The 17,686-nt window shown below is 69.8% G+C and carries 11 protein-coding genes; 7 read left to right on the top strand and 4 right to left on the bottom strand.

Annotation, left to right across the window (positions count from 1 at the left end; translation table 11 throughout):
• Window positions 1-9: 9 nt before the first annotated feature.
• The 3 genes from ACFWZ4_RS11925 to ACFWZ4_RS11915 all read left to right on the top strand — a co-directional run bounded on the left by ACFWZ4_RS11925 (window position 10) and on the right by ACFWZ4_RS11915 (window position 5,002).
• Window positions 10-915, top strand: a complete 906-nt coding sequence (locus ACFWZ4_RS11925) for an ABC transporter ATP-binding protein (protein WP_439704891.1) — start codon at window positions 10-12, stop codon at window positions 913-915.
• Window positions 912-2,771, top strand: coding sequence for a hypothetical protein (locus ACFWZ4_RS11920; RefSeq protein WP_439704890.1), 1,860 nt, complete (start codon window positions 912-914; stop codon window positions 2,769-2,771). Before ACFWZ4_RS11925 ends, ACFWZ4_RS11920 begins: the two co-directional genes overlap by 4 nt.
• A gap of 134 nt (window positions 2,772-2,905) precedes the next feature.
• The gene (locus ACFWZ4_RS11915; protein ID WP_439704889.1) at window positions 2,906-5,002 is read left to right on the top strand and encodes a S9 family peptidase; all 2,097 of its coding nucleotides are present in this window, start codon (window positions 2,906-2,908) and stop codon (window positions 5,000-5,002) included.
• A gap of 123 nt (window positions 5,003-5,125) precedes the next feature.
• Here ACFWZ4_RS11915 and nagA read toward each other — a convergent pair whose 3' ends face one another.
• The 4 genes from nagA to ACFWZ4_RS11895 form a co-directional block, all read right to left on the bottom strand.
• Window positions 5,126-6,280 (bottom strand): N-acetylglucosamine-6-phosphate deacetylase, encoded by a 1,155-nt coding sequence (gene nagA / locus ACFWZ4_RS11910; protein WP_439704888.1) that lies wholly within the window; start codon window positions 6,278-6,280, stop codon window positions 5,126-5,128.
• The gene (locus tag ACFWZ4_RS11905; protein ID WP_439704887.1) at window positions 6,280-7,314 is read right to left on the bottom strand and encodes an SIS domain-containing protein; all 1,035 of its coding nucleotides are present in this window, start codon (window positions 7,312-7,314) and stop codon (window positions 6,280-6,282) included. The genes nagA and ACFWZ4_RS11905 overlap by 1 nt, the downstream gene beginning before the upstream one ends.
• A 102-nt stretch (window positions 7,315-7,416) precedes the next feature.
• Window positions 7,417-8,448, bottom strand: coding sequence for a LacI family DNA-binding transcriptional regulator (locus tag ACFWZ4_RS11900; RefSeq protein WP_439704886.1), 1,032 nt, complete (start codon window positions 8,446-8,448; stop codon window positions 7,417-7,419).
• Window positions 8,449-8,513: 65 nt separating this feature from the next.
• Complete coding sequence (locus ACFWZ4_RS11895) at window positions 8,514-9,815, bottom strand: sugar MFS transporter (protein WP_439704885.1); 1,302 nt, start codon at window positions 9,813-9,815, stop codon at window positions 8,514-8,516.
• Window positions 9,816-10,217: 402 nt separating this feature from the next.
• Between ACFWZ4_RS11895 and glk the strand changes: the two genes are divergently transcribed.
• From glk to ACFWZ4_RS11875, 4 genes are all read left to right on the top strand, one after another.
• The gene (gene glk, locus ACFWZ4_RS11890) at window positions 10,218-11,252 is read left to right on the top strand and encodes a glucokinase (protein WP_439704884.1); all 1,035 of its coding nucleotides are present in this window, start codon (window positions 10,218-10,220) and stop codon (window positions 11,250-11,252) included.
• Between the two features lie 94 nt (window positions 11,253-11,346).
• Window positions 11,347-14,061: a TonB-dependent receptor gene (locus ACFWZ4_RS11885; protein ID WP_439704883.1), complete on the top strand. Its 2,715-nt coding sequence runs from the start codon at window positions 11,347-11,349 to the stop codon at window positions 14,059-14,061.
• 151 nt (window positions 14,062-14,212) lie between these two features.
• Window positions 14,213-16,489, top strand: coding sequence for a beta-N-acetylhexosaminidase (locus tag ACFWZ4_RS11880; protein ID WP_439704882.1), 2,277 nt, complete (start codon window positions 14,213-14,215; stop codon window positions 16,487-16,489).
• 19 nt (window positions 16,490-16,508) lie between these two features.
• Window positions 16,509-17,612 carry an acyltransferase family protein gene (locus tag ACFWZ4_RS11875; protein ID WP_439704942.1) on the top strand — a complete coding sequence of 368 codons (1,104 nt, stop codon included), beginning with the start codon at window positions 16,509-16,511 and terminating at the stop codon, window positions 17,610-17,612.
• Window positions 17,613-17,686: the final 74 nt, after the last annotated feature.

The raw sequence follows: 17,686 nt of genomic DNA, 5'->3' as shown, positions 1-17,686 counted from the left end.
CCTTGAGCCATGACCGACCACGTCATCGAAACCCGCGCCCTGACCAAGCGCTACGGCGCCAAGCTCGCGCTCGACGCGCTGGACCTTTCCATCGCCGCCGGCCGCATCCACGCCATCGTCGGCGCCAACGGCGCCGGCAAGTCCACGCTGTTCCGCATCCTGCTCGGCTTCCTGCCGCCGACCAGCGGCAGCGCGCGCATCCTGGGCCGCGACAGCCAGCGGCTCACGCCCGAGGATCGCGGGCGCATCGGCTTCGTCAACGAGGAACACACGCTGCCCGGCTGGATGCGCGTCTCGGCGGTGGCCGCCATGCAGCGCCACCAGTACCCGCGCTGGAACCAGCGCGCGTACGACGAGGTGATCGGCCATTACCACGTGCTGCCCGAGCAGAAGGTCGGCCAGCTCTCGCGCGGCGAGCGCGCCGGTTTCAACCTCGCGCTGACGCTGGCGCAGGGCCCGGAGCTGCTGGTGTTGGACGAGCCCACGCTGGGCCTGGACGTGGTCGCCAAGCGCGCGTTCCTCGAATCGCTGATGTATTCCAGCGCCGCCGAATCCTGCACGGTGATCTATTGCTCGCACCAGATGGAAGAGATCGAGCGCGTCGCCGAGAACCTGATCATCCTCGAGCGGGGGCGCCTCGCGCACATGTCGGCGCCGGAGGAGTTCTGCGCGCGCGTCACGCACTGGGTCGCCGACATCCCGTTCGCCGGCCCGCCGCCGGCCAGCGTGCCGGGCCTGCTGCAGGTGCAGCGCATCGACGGCCTGCACCACTACCTGGTGCTCGACCAGGACGAGGCGTTCGCGCAATTCCTGCGCGGCGCCGGCGCGCGCACGGTGCAGAGCATGCCGGTGAGCCTGGACCGCGCGGTCAACGGCTTCCTGGCGAAGAACCACGCGATGCCGGCGGCGGCATGAGGAGGGGCGACACGCGTGACCTGATCCAGGCCGAGCTGCTGCGCTTCCGCGGCTGGGCGCTCGGTGCGTTCGCGGTGCATCTGCTGGTGCTGCTGTTCTTCACCCGCCTGGTCGACCTGGCCCAGCAGCCGATCTTCGTCTACCGCGTATTCGGTGGTGTCGACGTGCTGGCCGGCGTGCTGCTGGGGCTTTACCAGATGGGCAGCTACCGCCGCCCGAACGTGTGGCTCAACCTGCTGCACCGCCCGCTCGCACCAGGGCGCATCGCCACCGCGCTGCTCGGCGCGGGGCTGGTGTGGCTGGCGGTCGCGGTGGCGCTGCCGGTGCTGCTGGCCGCCGCCTACCAGGCCGGGCTTACCGCGCGCGTGGTCGACCTGCGCCACTGGCTGCTGCCGCTGGCGGCATGGTCGCTGGCCGCCTGCGGCTACCTCGCCGGTGCCTGCTGCATGCTGGGCCGCCCGCGCAGCGCGATCGCCGCGCTGGCGCTGCTGCTGGTGCCGGTCGCCAGCCAGGCCAGCGGTGCGTGGGCGTTGCTGATGCAGGTCTTCGCCCTGGCATGGCTTGCCGCGATGGCGGTGGCGTCGTTCAAGCCGGACCTGTCGGCGCCGCCGCGAAGCGCGGGGGCGACCGTACTGCTGGCCCTGCCGCTGCAAATGGCCGTCTATGTGGCCATCATCGTGGTGGTGCAGGTCGGCGCGCAGGTGATCTGGATGGTCCAGGGCACCCATCCGAACAACACCGAGACACCGCCGCGCGGCGGCCAGAACGAAACCGAGCGCATGACGCCGCAGCGGCGCATGCTCGCCGGGCTGGCGGCCAGTGCCGCACCCGAAGCGCCGCTGTGGCGCGAGCAGGTGGCGCTGTCGGACGTGGTGGCGATCGCGCCGGACCTCGACGAGGTGCCGGTCCGCGGCGCGCTCACCAACGCCGCGCCGGTCGACTTCGACGATCCGGCGCGCGGCGTGCGCTGGACCTTCAGCCACGACCGCATGCGCCTGTCCGGCTACCGCATCGCCGGCGGCCGTGCCATCGGTACGCTCGGCGTCGGCGGCGCCAACGCGGCGTTCCCGGCGCCGGCCGTGGCCACCCGCGGACTCCCCGGTCAGCCGAAGGAAGATCGCAGCCTGCTGGCCGGCAACATGCTCTACCACTACGTGAGCGAAACCGGCCGCGTGTTCCCGCGCCTCCGGCTGCCGGACGGCGAATGGCTGCTCGCCACCGCGCCGGTGGGCGAAAACCTGGTCGCCCTGAGCAACCGGGCGCTGTATTTCTTCGACGGCCGCGACGTAGTGGCGAGCGAAAACCTGCTCCGTCCGCGCCAGCGCATGCCCATTCCCGGCGGTCCCGGCGGCCTGCACAACCTGGAACTGATCGAGCTGGTCGACGGTTACCTGGTTTCCAACGCGTACACCAACTACGACTACACGATGGCGGGCGCCGCGCCGTACCAGACCGTCACCTGGGTGCACGACGACGGCCGCGTCACGCTCGCCGCGCGGCGGCCGATCGCGTTCGACTACCCCGCATGGTTCCGTTACCAGTCGTGGTGGCCCTCGCCCGCGCTGTATGCGTTGCGCCAGGGCGTGACCGGCCTGTTCGCCGCGCCCGATCCGATGCAGGTCGCCAACCCGGAGCCGAGGCCGCGAGCGATCCTGTGGCTGGCCGGCGCGCTGATGCTGGCGGCGTTGCTGGCAGCGTTGGGGCTGGTACGCCGCCGCCCGCTGTCGTTGCCGGGGCAGGTCGCCTGGGTGGTCGCCTGCGGTGCGATCGGCCTGCCGGCGCTGGCCAGCCTGTGGCTGCTCTATCCGGCCGGCGAACCGGTGCCCCGCACGCGCCTGGAACCGGCCGCCGCGTAGCCCGCAGTTCCCGCCTGGCCCGGAACCGCTCCCTCTCCCCCTGCTCGTATCGAAGAGGGGGGAAAGGGTTGGGGTGAGGGGTCGCTCTTGCCTCGCACCCACCGACGAAGCGTCCGACGCCCGAGGAGACGCTCATGCGCTCGACCATCCATCTTTTGCGCCTCCTGTGCGTCCTGCCGTTCCTGCTGCCGGCGCTGCCTTGCCGCGCCGCCGACGACACGCTCCCCGCGGCCGTCGCGCGCGAACGCGCCCGACCGGTCGCGCCGCGCTTCCCCCGCGCCGACTTCCTGGTCCGCAGCGCGACTCCCGCCGTGGCGCTGTCGCCCGATGGGCGGCAGGTCGCCTACCTGCGCGAGCAAGCCGGTCACCGCAGCCTGTGGGTGTTGCGGGCCGACGGCGGCGAACCCCGGCGCCTGCTGGGCGGTACCGATGCACGCCAGATCGACTGGTCGCACGACGGCCGCTGGCTGGTGCTCGCCTCACCCACCCAGCTGTTCGCCGTGGCGGCTGCGGGTCAGGGCGGTTCGCGGCTGGTCGCCTCGCTGGGCGGGCGCGAGCAGCGCGAGCTGTTGCGTATCGACCCGTCGCAACCGGCCGCGGTGCTGCTGCGCGAGCGCGTACCGGCCTCGCCGGACGCGCGCGAGCGCTGGCGTCTGGTGCGGGTGGGCATGCAGGGGCATCGGACGCTGCTGCGGGAAGACGCGCGGCAACTGGTCGATGCCACGCTCGAGCGCAGCGGACGACTGGCCTTCGTCGAGCGCGTGGAAGGTGCGGCGCTGGTGTTCCACCGCGTCGATGCATCCGGTGAGCTGCACGAGGTCCTGCGCTGTACCCGACTGCATCGTTGCGCGCCGCTGCCGCTGGCCGACGCGCAGGGACGGCTGCTCCTGCGCAGCGATCTCGGCGACGGTTTCGACGGCCTGCGCCGGCTCGAGCCGGATGGCATGCTCACCACGCTGCACGAGGACCCGCGTGGCGAGGCCGACCTGGACACGCTCGCGCTCGACCCGGTCGACGGCACGCCGCGCATCGCCAGCTACCGCGGCACCGTGGCGGCCAGCCATGGGCTCGACGCGGCGGCGCAAGACGCACTGGACAAGCTTCAGGCACGCTATCCGGGGCGCAACCTGGAGGTCGCCATCGGCGCTACGCACTGGCTCGTCGAGGAGCAGGCCAGCACCCTGCACGGTGCGCGCTGGCATCTGTACGACGTGCGCACTGGCGGGTTGCGCGACATCCTCGCCTTTCCCCCGCTGGCCGATCGCGACGGTCGTCCCGCGCAATGGCTGCCCGAGACGGCGATGCCGCGCAAGCTGCCGCTCGCATGGATTGCCTCCGACGGCATGCGCCTGCACGGTTTCGTGTGGCTGCCGCCCGGGGTGGACCCGGCCCGCCTGCCGCTGGTGGTGCTGGTGCACGGCGGGCCCTGGAACGCCTCGCGTCCGGACGAGTTCGGCGGCGGCTTCGTGCAGGCGCTGGTCAACCGCGGTTACGCGGTGTTCGAACCGAATTTCCGCGGGTCCACCGGCCTGGGCCGGCGCTATTCGATGGCGGCGCAGGGCGATTTCGGCAACGGGCGCGTGCAGCAGGACATTGTCGAAGGCACGCGCTGGCTGCTCGGCCGGGGCATCGGCGATGCCGACCGCGTGGGCATCATCGGCGCGTCCTTCGGCGGTTACAGCACGCTGCTGGGTGTCACGTTCCAGCCACAGCTGTTCAAGGTCGGCGTGGCGATGGTGCCGCCGCCGGACTTCGCCTGGGTCCTGGACTGGGTCGGGCGCACCACCGAGTCGCTGGCGCTGGCGCGTTACATCCCGTTCGGATCCTGGCTCGCGGCGCTCTCGCTCGACCCGCGCGATGCGGCCACCATGGCGCGCCTGCACGCGCAGTCGCCGCTGGCCCACGCGCAGCAAATGAACCGACCGCTGTTGCTGTACGCGGGCGGCGAGGACCGGCGCGTGGCCATCCGAGGCGTGCTGGGCTACGCCGCACGGCTGAAGCAACTTGGCAAGGACGTGAGCCTGCTGGTCGATGCCGATGCCGGGCACTCCAACGCCGATCCGGTGGCGCGCGAAGCACAGCTCTACCTGATCGTGCTGATGCTGCATCGCCATCTGGGTGGCGCCGCGCCCGAGCCGCTGGATCCGGCGCTGCGCGAGTACCTCGCGCGCAGCCTGCGCATCGCCGGCAGCGACCTGCAGTCCGCGGGACTCGCGCCGTCGCGACCGTAGCGGTTTCGGTCCGCCGGGACGGGATGCAAGCCTGCGGCCTCCGGACGGTGGCCCGGGTTGTTCGTTGGATCGCCTCGCGGTCGTTGCGGCAGCCGGACTGGCGTCAGTGGGCAGAAAGAGCGGTCACGCGGCCCGGCGCTCGCCGCCGATCCAGGTCTCGCGCACGTGCAACGTGTCGTCCAGCACGGCGAAGTCGGCACGCTGGCCGGGCGCGATGCGGCCGTGGGTCTGTTCCAGTCCCAGCCACTCGGCGGGATAGGCGCTGGCCATGCGCGAGGCCTCGGCCAGCGGAAGCCCGAGCAGGTTGACGGTGTTGCGCACGGCGCCGGCCATGTCCAGCGCGCTGCCGGCGAGCACGCCTGAGTCGTTCATGCAGATGCCGCCCCGCGCGACGATGGTCTGGCCATTGAGCACGTACTCGGCACGCGCACTCCCCACCGGCGGCATCGCGTCGGTGACCAGCACGCACTTGCCCGGCGGCTTGGCGTTGATGGCGATGCGCAGCGAGGCTGGATGCACGTGATGGCCGTCCACGATCAGCCCGCACCAGCTGGCCGGATCGTCCAGCGCCGCACCGACCACGCCCGGCTCGCGGCTGGTGAGCGGGGTCATCGCGTTGTAAAGGTGGGTGAAACCGCACACGCCGGCATCGAGCGCGGCGCGCGTGGTGGCGTAGTCGGCGGCGGTGTGGCCGGCGACCACGCGCACGCCGGCCTCGGCCAGGCGCGCGATCACTGCCGGTTCCACTTGTTCGGGCGCGAGTGTCAGCATGACCACGCCACGACGTGGCGCGGTGAGCGCGAGCAGGTCGTCGGCGTCGGGCGTGCGGAACAGCGAAGCGTCGTGGATGCCCTTGCGCGCGGGGGCCAGGAACGGGCCTTCGAGATGGATGCCGAGGATGCCCGGCACGCCTTGCGCGATCGCCGCGTCCATCGCCTCGAGCGCCGCGCGCATCTTGGCGGCGGTGTCGGTGATCAGCGTGGGCAGCAGGCCGGTGGTGCCGAAGCGCCGGTGGGCCTGGGCGATGCCGCGCAGTGTCTCCACCGTGGGCGCGTCGTTGAACAGCAGCCCGCCGCCGCCATTGACCTGCACGTCGATGAAGCCGGGCAGCAGCAGCGCGCCACCCAGGTCGTGGCGCTGCGCCTGCGCAACGCGCGGATCGTCGGGCGCGACCAGCGCGAGCACGTGGCCTTCGCGCACGAGCACCACGACGTCCTCGCGCAGGCCCTCGTCGGTCAGCACGCGACCGTGGACCAGGGCGAGCAGGGACTGAAGCATCACAACGTCTCCGTGACTTTGCGCAGGTGCGGCGGAACATCCGGATCGTAGCCGCGCGCCAGTGAAAGCGCGCTGGCTGCGCGGTAGAAACTCTGCACGGCGAGCAGCGGCGTGGTGATTGCCGGCACGCCGGCCGGCAGTGCCAATGCGTCGGGGCCGCTCGCGCCGGGCGCGGCCACCCAGACCCGCGCGCCCCGCGCGCGGAACTCGGCGGCGACGGCGAGGGTGCCCTCCAGCGAGCCGTCTTCCTGCGCGAACACCAGCATGGGGAAGCCGGCGCCGACCAGCGCCATCGGCCCGTGCTTCACCTCCGCCGCGCTGAAGGCCTCGGCGTGCAGGCCGCAGGTCTCCTTGAACTTCAATGCGGCTTCGAGCGCGGCGCCGAAGCCGTAGCCGCGGCCGACCACGAACAGGTTGTGTACCTCGAGCAGGCCCTCGCCGAGCGCGCCCCAGTCCGCCTCCCAACCCTGGCGCAGGTCGCCGGGCAGCCGGTCGAGCGCACCGTGCAGCGCCTCGTCGCCGCTCCAGCAGGCGGTCAGCTGCAGCACTGCCGAGAGTGTGCCCAGGTAGCTCTTGGTGGCCGCGACGCTACGCTCGGGACCGGCGTGCAAGGGCACCACCGTGTCGGCCAACAGCGCGAGCCGGGAGTCGGTGTCGTTGACCAGCGCCACCACTTGCGCGCCGGCCGCCCTGGCCGCTTGCGCGCTGAGCAGCAGGTCCGGGCTCTTGCCCGATTGGGAGATCGCCAGGAACAGCGCGCCGTCCAGTTGCAGCGGCGCGTCGTAGATCGAACTCACCGCCGGCGAGGCCGACGCCGTGACCACGCCGAGGCGCGTCTCGAACACGTACTTCGTGTAGGCGGCGGCGTGGTCGGAGCTGCCGCGCGCGCAGGTGACGATGCAGCGAGGCGGCTGCGCGCGCAGCCGCTCGCCGAGCTCGGCCAGCAGCCCGGCATTGGCCGCGAGCTGGTGCGCGATCACTTCGGCGGCCGACTGCGCCTCCTGGTACATCAGGGTGTCACGGGGTGATTTCATGGAATTTCCGGGGACGGACGGATGTGCGTTCCCTTTCCCGCCGGGAGAGGGAAGCGAAGGTGCAGATGTGAGGGGCGGTATGCCTGCCCGGAACGGGCGGCTTCAACCTTTCCGCGGCGGCGCCGTCGACCCGCGCACGACCAGCTCGGGCACGAAGCCTTCGTTTTCCGTATCCGGCGCCGATTCGCCCTGCTGCAGTTCGGCCATCAAGCGCAACGCCGCATGCCGCCCGATTTCGGCGGTCGACTGCCGCGCGGTGGTCAGCGCCGGCCAGGCCTGCTTGGAAAACGGGTTGTCCTCGAAGCCGGCGATCGACAGATCCCACGGCACGTCCAGCCCGGCCGACCGCGCCGCCGCCAGCACGCCGGCAGCAATCTCGTCGTTGCTGCCGAAGATCGCGGTCGGCGGCTCCTTCAGCGCCAGCAGCTTGCGCGCCCCGCGGAAGCCGTCGTCGAACGCGTAGCGCCCAGGCAGGATCAGTTTCTTGTTGAGCGCGATGCCGTAGTCCTTCAGCGCGTCGGCATAGCCCTGGTAACGCTCCGGGCTGGAACGATGATGCGGCTCGCCCCACAGGAATCCGATCCGCGTGTGGCCAAGCTGGATCAGGTGCTCGGTGATCGCATAGGCCGCGTCGCGGTCGTCCACCCACACGCAGGGCGAACCGTCGGCCGGATCGGTGCGCGCCGCCAGGATGCGCACGAAGGCGATGTCGTGCGCCTTCAGCGTGGCGATCAGCTGCGGCTGCTCGGACATCGGCGGCGCCAGCACCAGGCCGGCCAGGCGGGAGCGGCGCACCAGTGCGCACAGCTCGTCGGCCAGTTGCGGCGAGGTCGAATCGCAGGGATGGATCTGCAGGCCGAAGCCGCGCTCGCGGCAGGCCGACAGCACGCCGTTCTGCATGCTGATGACGTAGTGCGCGTTCGGGTTGTCGTAGACCAGCCCGATCGCATAGGAATGCGCCGCGCGCAGGCTGCGCGCGGAGAGGTTCGGCCGGTAGCCCAGCGCCTCGATCGCCCGCTCGACCTTCTCGCGCGTGTCCTCGCGTACCGAGGCTTCGCGATTGATCACCCGCGATACGGTCTTCAGCGACACGCCGGCGCGCTTGGCGACGTCCTTGATGGTGGCGTGACGCAACGACGGGTTCTCCGCAGGGCTGGCGCGCCATCCTAGCCCACCGCCACGCCGGCGTGGCGGTGCCTTCACTGCGGACGCGCGCCATCGCCGTCACGCAGCCCCACGCGATGGCCGCGCAGGCCGTAGAACAGGATGTAGAGATAGCAGGGCACCATCAGCGCGGCGAACACCAGCTGGAAGTCGTAATGGGTCTTAAGGTGCGCGAAGAGTTGCGGCACCACGGCGCCACCGGCGATGCCCATGATCAGCAGCGCCGAACCCGCTTCGGTGTGGCGACCCAGGCGATTGATCGCGAGCGGGAAGATCGCCGGCCACATCATCGCGTTGGCGAACCCCAGCGCCGCCACGAAACCCACCGAGACATAGCCGCTGCTGAGATAGGCGCACACGCTGAACAGCACGCCAAGCACGGCCGATACGGCGAGATAGCGCTGCTGCGAGATCACGCGCGGGATCAGCACCAGTCCTGCCACGTAGCCGAGCAGCATCCCACCCAGAGTAAAGGCCGTGAAGAACTTGGTCTGGTCCAGCGGCAGGTGGAAGCCGGCGCCGTACGTGCCGATCGCGTCGCCTGCCATAACCTCCACGCCCACGTACACGAACAGGCACAGCACGCCCAGCCACAGGTGCGGGAAGGCCAGGATGCTGCTGCCGGCATCCTCCGTTTGCTCGCGGTTGGCCCTGGCCGGGCGGATCTCCGGCAGCGACGAGCGCACGATCCAGATCGCCAGCAGCGCCAGCAGCGCGGCCATGCCCAGGTAGGGTGCATGGATCTTCGCGGCAAATGCATCCAGCAGCGCTTCGCGCGCCTGCGGCGTGGCTGCCGCGTGGACCTGTATGTCGATGTCGCCGATGCCCGCCAGCACCAGCGAGCCGATCAGGATCGGCGCCAGGATGCCGGCGACCTTGTTGCAGATCCCCATCACCGCGATGCGCTGCGCCGCGCTCTCGATCGGCCCCAGGATGCTGATGTAGGGATTGGATGCCGTCTGCAGCAACGACAGGCCCGCGCCGATGACGAACAGGCCCACCAGCGCGCCGGCGAAGATGCGCATGGTGGCGAACTGGCCGAACGCCATCGCGCCGATCGCCATCACGAAGAGCCCGAGCGCCATGCCCTTCTTCATGCCGGTGCGCCGCAGCACCATCGACGCCGGCAGCGAGAACACGAAGTAGGAAATGTAGAAGGCGAACGGCACCAGGAACGCGTAGACGTCCTCCACCTGGAAGGCCAGCTTGACGAAGGCGATCAACGGCCCATTGAGCCAGGTCACGAAGCCGAAGATGAAGAACAAGAGCCCGATCACCAGCATCGGCCCCAGCGTCGAAGGCGTGGGTTGATCGGTCGCAAGCGTGGTGGACGACATGGACGGCTCCCGTCAGGCAAACGCATGGCGATGCGAGCGCCGTCAGCGGGCGCTCCCCCGGCCGGCTTTATGGCCTCGCTGGCCATCGTTGTCAATTTATGTCTGTCACACGCCTTTCCAGAGCATCCATTCGTGACCCCGACCAATGGCCGGTTCGCCCTGTCCCTGACGCAGTGCGGCATCGCGGTCCGGGCCGGAGAAAAGCGTCCGAAGTGAGCGATATAGCGGCCCCATGGCGCGTTTTTCATATGCCGCGGCAATGAGTTTGGCGATCCATGCTGCGGCGCGTAAACCGGCTTTCCGAAAATGCCGCCGAAACGCGTTGACAACGTTGTCATGGCTGTCCAGACTCCGCCCCCGCCGACGTCCAGCGACGCCGGGCCAAGTGCAAAGGGAGGAGTCGTGGCCGAGGTCGCCAACTCGAGGACTGCACCGCAGCGCGTGCCGCAGGAATGCCTGCTGCTCGCCGCCGACGTCGGCGGCACGCACGCGCGCGTGGGCCTGCTCAGTCGCAAGCCCAACGGCGCCAGCCCGGTCACCGTGCTGCGCTACCAGCGCTATGCCTGCGCCGAATGGCCGAGCCTCACCGCGGTGCTGCAGCACTTCGTCACCTACCTGGACGCCCCTGCGCCGATCGACCAGTGCGTAGTGGCCAGCGCCGGTTACGTGCTGGACGACGCCATCGTCAACGACAACCTCGCCTGGCCGGTGTCGATCCGCGACATCCGCGAAACCCTGGCGCTGGACCATCTGGCGGTGATCAATGATTTCGAGGCAGTCGCCTGGGCGACCCAGTTCCTGACCGACGCCGACACGCTGCCGGTGATCCAGACCAGCGCGCCGCCGCAGCGCGGGCCGGTGCTGGTGATGGGGCCGGGCACCGGGCTGGGTTCGGCGGTGCTGCTGCCGGGCCAGCCGCACGCGACCGTGCTCGCCACCGAGGCGGGGCAGATCGCGCTGGCGCCCGGCAACGAGCGCGAGATCGAGATCCTGCGCCTGCTTGCGCGCGAGCGGCCGCATGTCGCCTTCGAGCACGCGCTGTCCGGCCCGGGCCTGCGCACCCTCTACCGCGCGATCAGCACGCTGCGCGGCACGCCCGCCGGGCTTTCCGAGCCCAGCGCGATCACCCACGCGGCACTGATGCAAAGTGACGCGGCGGCGGTCGAGGCGATGGAGGTGTTCTGCGGCCTGCTCGGCAGCTTCGTCGGCGACCTGGTGCTGCTCTATGGCGCGCGCGGCGGAGTGTTCCTCGCCGGCGGGATCCTGCCGCAGATCCGCCAGTTGCTGCTCGCCAGCCGCTTCCGCGAGCGCTTCTTCAACAAGGGCGTGATGCGCCCGTACCTGCAGCAGGTTCCCGTGCGACTGATGGAGCACGGCCAGCACGGCGTGATCGGCGCGGCTGGCCTGGCACTGGCCGGCCACGTCGAGCCCGGGTGAGCTTCGAGACCGCATAACAAACGGGCGCAAGCCCTTGCAACCAACCAGCATCACCGCGACGCGCGTGCTGCTGATCCGACTGGAGGGGAGCACCATGTCACACCGCAAGACGCTGTTAGCCGCAAGCATCGTCGCCAGCCTTTGCCTGGCCGGCGCGCTGCACGCCCAGGACGCCACGCCCACGGGCGACAACGCCAGTACCCAGCGCACCGACCGCGACAAGGTCAAGCAGCTGGGCACCGTCACCGTCACCGGCATCCGCAATGCCGAAACCGAGTCGCTGGAAACCAAGAAGGCCTTCGACTCGCACGTCGAAGTGGTGACCGCCGAAGACATTGGCAAGCTGCCGGCCAAGAACGTCGCCGACACGCTGCAGCGCCTGCCCGGCGTGAACATCAGCTCCTCCAGCGCCAGCGAAGGCGGCTTCGACGAGAGCGACCGCGTGAGCCTGCGCGGCACCGCGCCCAGCCTCACCCAGACCCTGGTCAACGGCCATTCCATCGGCACCGGCGACTGGTTCGTGCTGAGCCAGGTGCAGACCGTCGGCCGCAGCGTCAGCTACAGCCTGCTGCCGTCGGAAATCGTCAACCAGGTGGTGGTCTACAAGAGTTCCGAGGCGCACCTGGTCGAGGGCGGCAGCGCCGGTTCGGTCGACATCATCACGCGCAAGCCGCTGGAGTTCGCCAAGCCGATGACGGCCGAAGCGTCGATCGGCGGCGTGTATTCGGACCTGCCGGGCGATACCAAGCCGCAGTTCAGTGGCCTGTTCAACTGGAAGAACGACGGCGGCACCGCCGGCGTGATGGTGCAGGCCTTCTACGAGAAGCGCAGCCTGCAGCGCAACGGCCAGGAAGTGGTCGGCGGCTACCTGCCCACCACCATCGGCGGCAACACCGTCTATTACCCCAACGAAATCGGCGCCGTGTTGTTCACCCAGCAGCGCGAGCGCAAGGGTGGCGTGATCGACATCGAGTTCAAGCCGACCGACAACGTTACGCTCGACCTCAACGGCTTCTATTCCAAGCTCAAGGCCGACAACTTCAACCGCAACTACATGATGTGGGCCAGCAGTGCGTTGGCCAACGGTGGCGTGCTGACCCCGGGTTCGATCGACAACAACGTGGTCACCAGCGGCTCGATCAGCGGCGGCACCGGCGCGTACGGCGTGTACGACCAGATCTCGCGCCCGGGCGCGCAGTCCGAATCGAAGTACCTGACCCTGGATGCCGACTGGCGCGTCACCGACCACCTCACGCTCAAGGGCCAGGTCGGCACCACCCGCGGCACCGGCTCCAGCCCGACCCAGGACGTGATGGAACTGGGAACCGCGGTCGGCGCAGGCGCCAGCTGGGACATGCGCGGGCTTGACAAGCCGATCAACTGGACCCTCGGCGGCGACAACAGCTCGACCTCGGGCATCCGTCCCGACATGGGCTGGATCTTCGGCGGCCAGGGCATCAAGGTGAAGGACAAGGAGGACTGGGCGCAGTTCGACGGCGAACTGGCGTTCGACGACGGCGCCATCAGCTCGCTGCAGTTCGGCGCGCGCTACGCCAAGCACACCCGGCAGAACCCGAGCGAGATCGCGCAGGGCCCGAACTTCGCCACCAACTGGACCGATCCGGCGGCGTACCCGACCGGCGTGCAGCACTACCCGGGTGACTTCGGCAGCTCGCTCGGTGGCAGCTTCCCCGGCCCGATCTGGTACTGGACGCCGGGCCAGCTGGCGGCGATCGACGACGCCTTCGCCAACCGCGATCCGGTCTCGCGCTTCTATTTCAACGACGTCTACAAGGTCGAGGAGAAGGACTCGGCCGCGTACCTGCAGCTGAACTTCCAGTCCGGCATCGCCAGCGGCAACGTCGGCGTGCGCTACGTCAAGACCAAGGAAAACATCGGCTACACCAGTACCGCGCCCGATGCCGAAGCCACCACCGTGACCGGCCCGATCACCGGCTCGGCCTTCGGCGACTACTACTGGAACACCTACCAGACCAGCTACGACAAGTTCCTGCCCAGCGCGAACCTGAAGTTCGCCCTCACCGATGACGTGCTGCTGCGTTTCGCCGCCTCGCAGACGATGACCCGGCCGGACTACTCCGCCCTGGCCGGCTACGTCTCCGCCGACGACCTGACCCACACCGGCAGCGGCGGCAACCCGAAGCTCAAGCCGCTGGTGTCGAGCAACTTCGACGCCGCGCTGGAGTGGTACTTCTCGCCGCGCGGCCTGGTCTCGGCCGGCGTGTACGCGATGAACCTGAAGGATTACGTCAACTTCGGCAACGAGGTGCGCACCTTCAAGGACATGCAGGCCAGCAACGCGGCGGGCCAGGACGTCTTCGCCGACTACCTGATCAGCGTGCCGCACAACGTCGACGGCAAGGTGCGCGGCGTCGAGCTCAACTACATCCAGCCGATCGGCGACAACTTCGGCGTGCAGGCCAACTACACCTACGCCGACGCCCACGCCACCGGCGACGTGCCGCTGCAGGGCACCTCGAGGAACACCTACAACGTTTCGGGCTACTTCGAGAACCAGCGCTTCAACGCGCGCGTCAGCTACACCTACCGCTCGGAGTTCTATGCCGGCGTGAGCCGCACCGACACGTTCTACCAGCAGGGCATCGGCAACCTCGCCGCGTCGTTCGGCGTGCAGCTGACCGACTGGATGTCGCTTTCGCTGGATGCGATGAACCTCAACAACCCCAAGCTCAAGTACTACACGCAGAACGCCGCCTACGGGAAGCAGCCGTACGCGTTCTACGTCAACGGCCGGCAGTACTACCTCAACCTGCGCTTCAAGTTCTGACGCGCGCTGGAAACCCTCTCCCTCGGGAGAAGGTGGGCGAGGGCGGACCGCCAGGAGCGGTCCGCCCGCATCCCGATCACTTGGAGTTTGGCAAACTCCCCGCCCGGGCCCGGCGGCTTGCCGGGTCCGCTTTTTGCCACGGAGCCCACGCATGCATCGCTTGCTACTCGGCCTGCTCCTGGGCCTGGCCGCCTCCTCCGCCTCCGCGGCAGCGGGCGAACCTTCGCTTATCCCGCGACCCGCGCAGCTGAGCCTGGCCCACGGCCAGTTCAGGCTGGCATCGGTCACGCCGTTGCGCATCCCCGCCCATGACGACGGTGCGCGCCATGCCGCCGAATTCCTGATGTCCCAGTTGGCCCGCACGCACGGGCCCCGCCTTGCCCTGGCCGAGGGCGTGCCCATCGCGGGCGCCATCGCGCTGGTGCGCGATGTGCATGCCGGTCTTGCCATCGGCGGCTACACGCTGGACGTCGGTGTCGATGGCATCCGCATCGTCGGCGCGGACGACGCGGGGCTGCTGCACGGCGCCGTCACCCTTTACCAGTTGCTGGACGAGGCCGGGCAGAGTGCAGTCCCCGCGCTGCACATCGCCGACGCGCCGCGCTTCGCCTGGCGCGGACTGATGCTCGACTCGGTCCGGCACATTCAGACCCCGGACGAGATCCGCGCACTGATCGACCAGATGGCGCTGCACAAACTGGACGTGCTGCATTGGCACCTGACCGACGACCAGGGCTGGCGCATCGAGATCAAGCGCTGGCCCGAGCTCACGCGCGTCGGCGCGTGGCGCACGCCGCCGGCCGCGGGCGAGGACGGTGAGCCGGCGCGCTACGGCGGTTACTACACCCAGGAGACCATCCGCGCGCTGGTCGCCTACGCCGCCGCGCGCGGCATCACCATCGTGCCGGAGCTGGACCTGCCCGGGCACGCCACCGCGGCGGTCGCCTCGTATCCGCAGTTCGGCGTCACCGGCAAGCGCATCGCGGTGTCGACGGACTGGGGCGTCAACACCACGCTGTACAACGTCGACGAGCCCACGCTCCATTTCCTGGAGAGCGTGCTCGACGAAGTGATGACGCTGTTTCCCTCGCGCTGGATCCACCTCGGTGGCGACGAGGCGGTGAAGGACCAGTGGCAGGCCTCGCTCGCGGTGCAGGCGCGCATGAAGGCGCTGGGCCTGAAGACCGAGGACGAGCTGCAGAGCTGGATGATGGCCCGCCTGGGGAGTTATCTGAAACGGCACGGGCGCCGCATGATCGGTTGGGACGAGATCCTGCAGGGCGGCGTGCCGGGCGACGCAATGGTGATGTCCTGGCGCGGCACCGAAGGCGCGGTCGATGCGGCGAAGCTCGGCCACGACGTCGTGCTCTCGCCCTCGCCGGACCTCTACTTCGACCAGCTCCAGAGCGGCAGCGACGACGAGACCACCGGGCGCATCCCGCCCAGGAGCCTGGCCGACATCTACGCGTTCGAACCGGTGCCGGCCGCGCTCGATGCGGCGCAGGTGCGGCACATCCTCGGCGCGCAGGCCAATGTCTGGACCGAGCACATGCCGGGCATGCGGCATGTCGAATACATGGTGTTCCCGCGCCTGGATGCCCTATCCGAAGTGCTGTGGACGCCGCCGGCGCGCCACGACTGGAAAGGCTTCCTCGCACGGCTGCCAAAGCAACTGGAGCGCTACCGCCGCGCGGGTATCACCTGGGCCGACAGTGCCTTCGCGCCGTCCATCACGATCGACGAAGGGGCCGCGCGTGCCCATGGCAGGACGACGCTCACGCTGGGCAACCAGTCCGGCTTCGGCACCATGCGCTACACGCTGGACGGAAGCGCGCCCAATCCGGGTTCACCGGCCTACGAAAAGCCGCTGGCGGTGACGCTGCCGCTGACCGTGCGCGCCACCACCTTCGCGCCGGATGGCAGCATCCTGGCGCGGCGCGTGCGCAGTTTCCACGCGGCGGACCTGTATGCGCGCGACGGCAACACGCTGGTCAACTGTCCGGGCAATCCGTTCCGCCTGCGCGTGCAGCCGCTGCCCGATGCCACGTCGCGACGGCCGGTCTACACGATCAATCTGTTCAATGCATGCCAGGTGTGGCCCGCCGCGCCGCTGGATGGCGCGCAGGCGCTGCACGTCGAACTGGCCCGGCTGCCCAACAACTATGCGCTCGCGCATGAGGCCCGGCTGGTGGTGCGTCGGCCGAAGGCTACCGCGTTCGGCGAGCTGGTGATCCGTCGCGACAGCTGCGAGGGCGACATCCTGGCCACCCTGCCACTGCCCGACCCGAGCACCACGCCACGCCGCTTCGCGCTCGATGCGTGCTTCGAGCGCCAGCAGGGCACGCACGACCTCTGCCTGGCCTTCAACGCGACTGGCGACGGACCGTTGTATGCGTTTGGACGGCTATCGCTGGACGCCCCGCGCTGACGATGGGCGCGCGGCGATGATGGTGGGCAAGCCGACGCCGACGCTGGCAACGGGCCAGGGCGCCCGCCGGCTGGACTCGGTGGACGCCCTGCGCGGCTGCACCGTGGCGGCGATGCTGCTGGTCAACGATCCGGGCGACTGGGGGCACGTCTACTGGCCGTTGGAGCACGCCGCCTGGCACGGCTGCACGCCGACCGACCTGGTGTTCCCGTTCTTTTTGTTCGTGATGGGCGTGTCCGTGGCGCTGGCGATCCTGCCGCGTCTGGAGCAGGGCGTGGCGCCCGACCGGCTGCGCAACGCGGCGCTGTGGCGGGCGCTGCGCATCCTCGCGCTGGGCCTGGCGATCAACGCGCTGGCGGCGTGGTGGCTGCCGGGACGCGAAATGCGCTGGCCGGGCGTGCTGCAGCGGATCGGCGTGTGCTTCGCAGCGGCCGCCGCGTTCGCCATCTACACGCCGCGACGCGCCTGGTGGTTCGCCATCGCGGCGCTGCTGGCCGGCTACACGGTGCTGCTGCTCTCGGGCGGCACCCTGGACGAATGGAACAACATCGTCGACCGCATCGATGGCGCGGTCTTCGGGCAATACGTGTGGGATCACAACCCCGCCACCGGGCAGGTGCACGACCCGGAAGGCCTGCCCGCCACGCTGCCGGCGATCGCCAGCAGCCTGCTTGGCCTGTGCGCCGGCGTTTGGCTGCGTGCACGGCAACCGGGGCGCCTGCTGGTTGCTGGTGTCGTGACACTCGCGCTCGGTGCGGCCTGGTCGTTGTGGATGCCGCTCAACAAGAACCTTTGGACGCCCTCGTTCGCGTTGTGGACCGGCGGGTGGGCCATGCTGGCGCTGTCGGCCTGCCACTGGCTGGTCGACGTCCACGGCTGGCCCGCGCTGGGCCGCCGCTTCGGCATGAACGCGATCGCCGTCTACGCCGGCTCCGAACTGATGCAGATCGCGCTGCCCGCGTTGGGGTGGCAGGAGCCGCTGTACCAGCACGTGTTCGTCGGCTGGATCGTGCCGTTGGCCGGCCCGTGGATCGCGTCGCTCGCCTGGGCGATCGCCTTCGTGGCGTTGTGGTGGGCGATCGCGTGGGCGATGGACCGGCGCCGCCTCTACCTCAAGCTGTGAGCGATCGCGTAGGGTGGGCTGGAGCCCGCCCTGGCGCAGGAGCGGGTGGCTGATGTCCACCCTACGGTCGCATA

This window comes from Frateuria sp. GZRe12 (genome assembly GCF_051900535.1).
GTDB lineage: Bacteria > Pseudomonadota > Gammaproteobacteria > Xanthomonadales > Rhodanobacteraceae > Frateuria_A.
This window is presented reverse-complemented; position numbering and strand designations above follow the sequence as displayed.

Bases quoted from the DNA above. Each gene is read 5' to 3' on its own strand.
- ACFWZ4_RS11925 (WP_439704891.1), top strand. From the start codon at position 10: ATGACCGACCACGTCATCGAAACCCGCGCCCTGACCAAGCGCTACGGC.
- ACFWZ4_RS11880 (WP_439704882.1), top strand. From the start codon at position 14,213: ATGCATCGCTTGCTACTCGGCCTGCTCCTGGGCCTGGCCGCCTCCTCC.
- ACFWZ4_RS11895 (WP_439704885.1), bottom strand. From the start codon at position 9,815: ATGTCGTCCACCACGCTTGCGACCGATCAACCCACGCCTTCGACGCTG.
- ACFWZ4_RS11905 (WP_439704887.1), bottom strand. From the start codon at position 7,314: ATGAAATCACCCCGTGACACCCTGATGTACCAGGAGGCGCAGTCGGCC.
- ACFWZ4_RS11875 (WP_439704942.1), top strand. From the start codon at position 16,509: ATGGTGGGCAAGCCGACGCCGACGCTGGCAACGGGCCAGGGCGCCCGC.
- ACFWZ4_RS11920 (WP_439704890.1), top strand. From the start codon at position 912: ATGAGGAGGGGCGACACGCGTGACCTGATCCAGGCCGAGCTGCTGCGC.
- ACFWZ4_RS11915 (WP_439704889.1), top strand. From the start codon at position 2,906: ATGCGCTCGACCATCCATCTTTTGCGCCTCCTGTGCGTCCTGCCGTTC.
- nagA (WP_439704888.1), bottom strand. From the start codon at position 6,280: ATGCTTCAGTCCCTGCTCGCCCTGGTCCACGGTCGCGTGCTGACCGAC.
- ACFWZ4_RS11885 (WP_439704883.1), top strand. From the start codon at position 11,347: ATGTCACACCGCAAGACGCTGTTAGCCGCAAGCATCGTCGCCAGCCTT.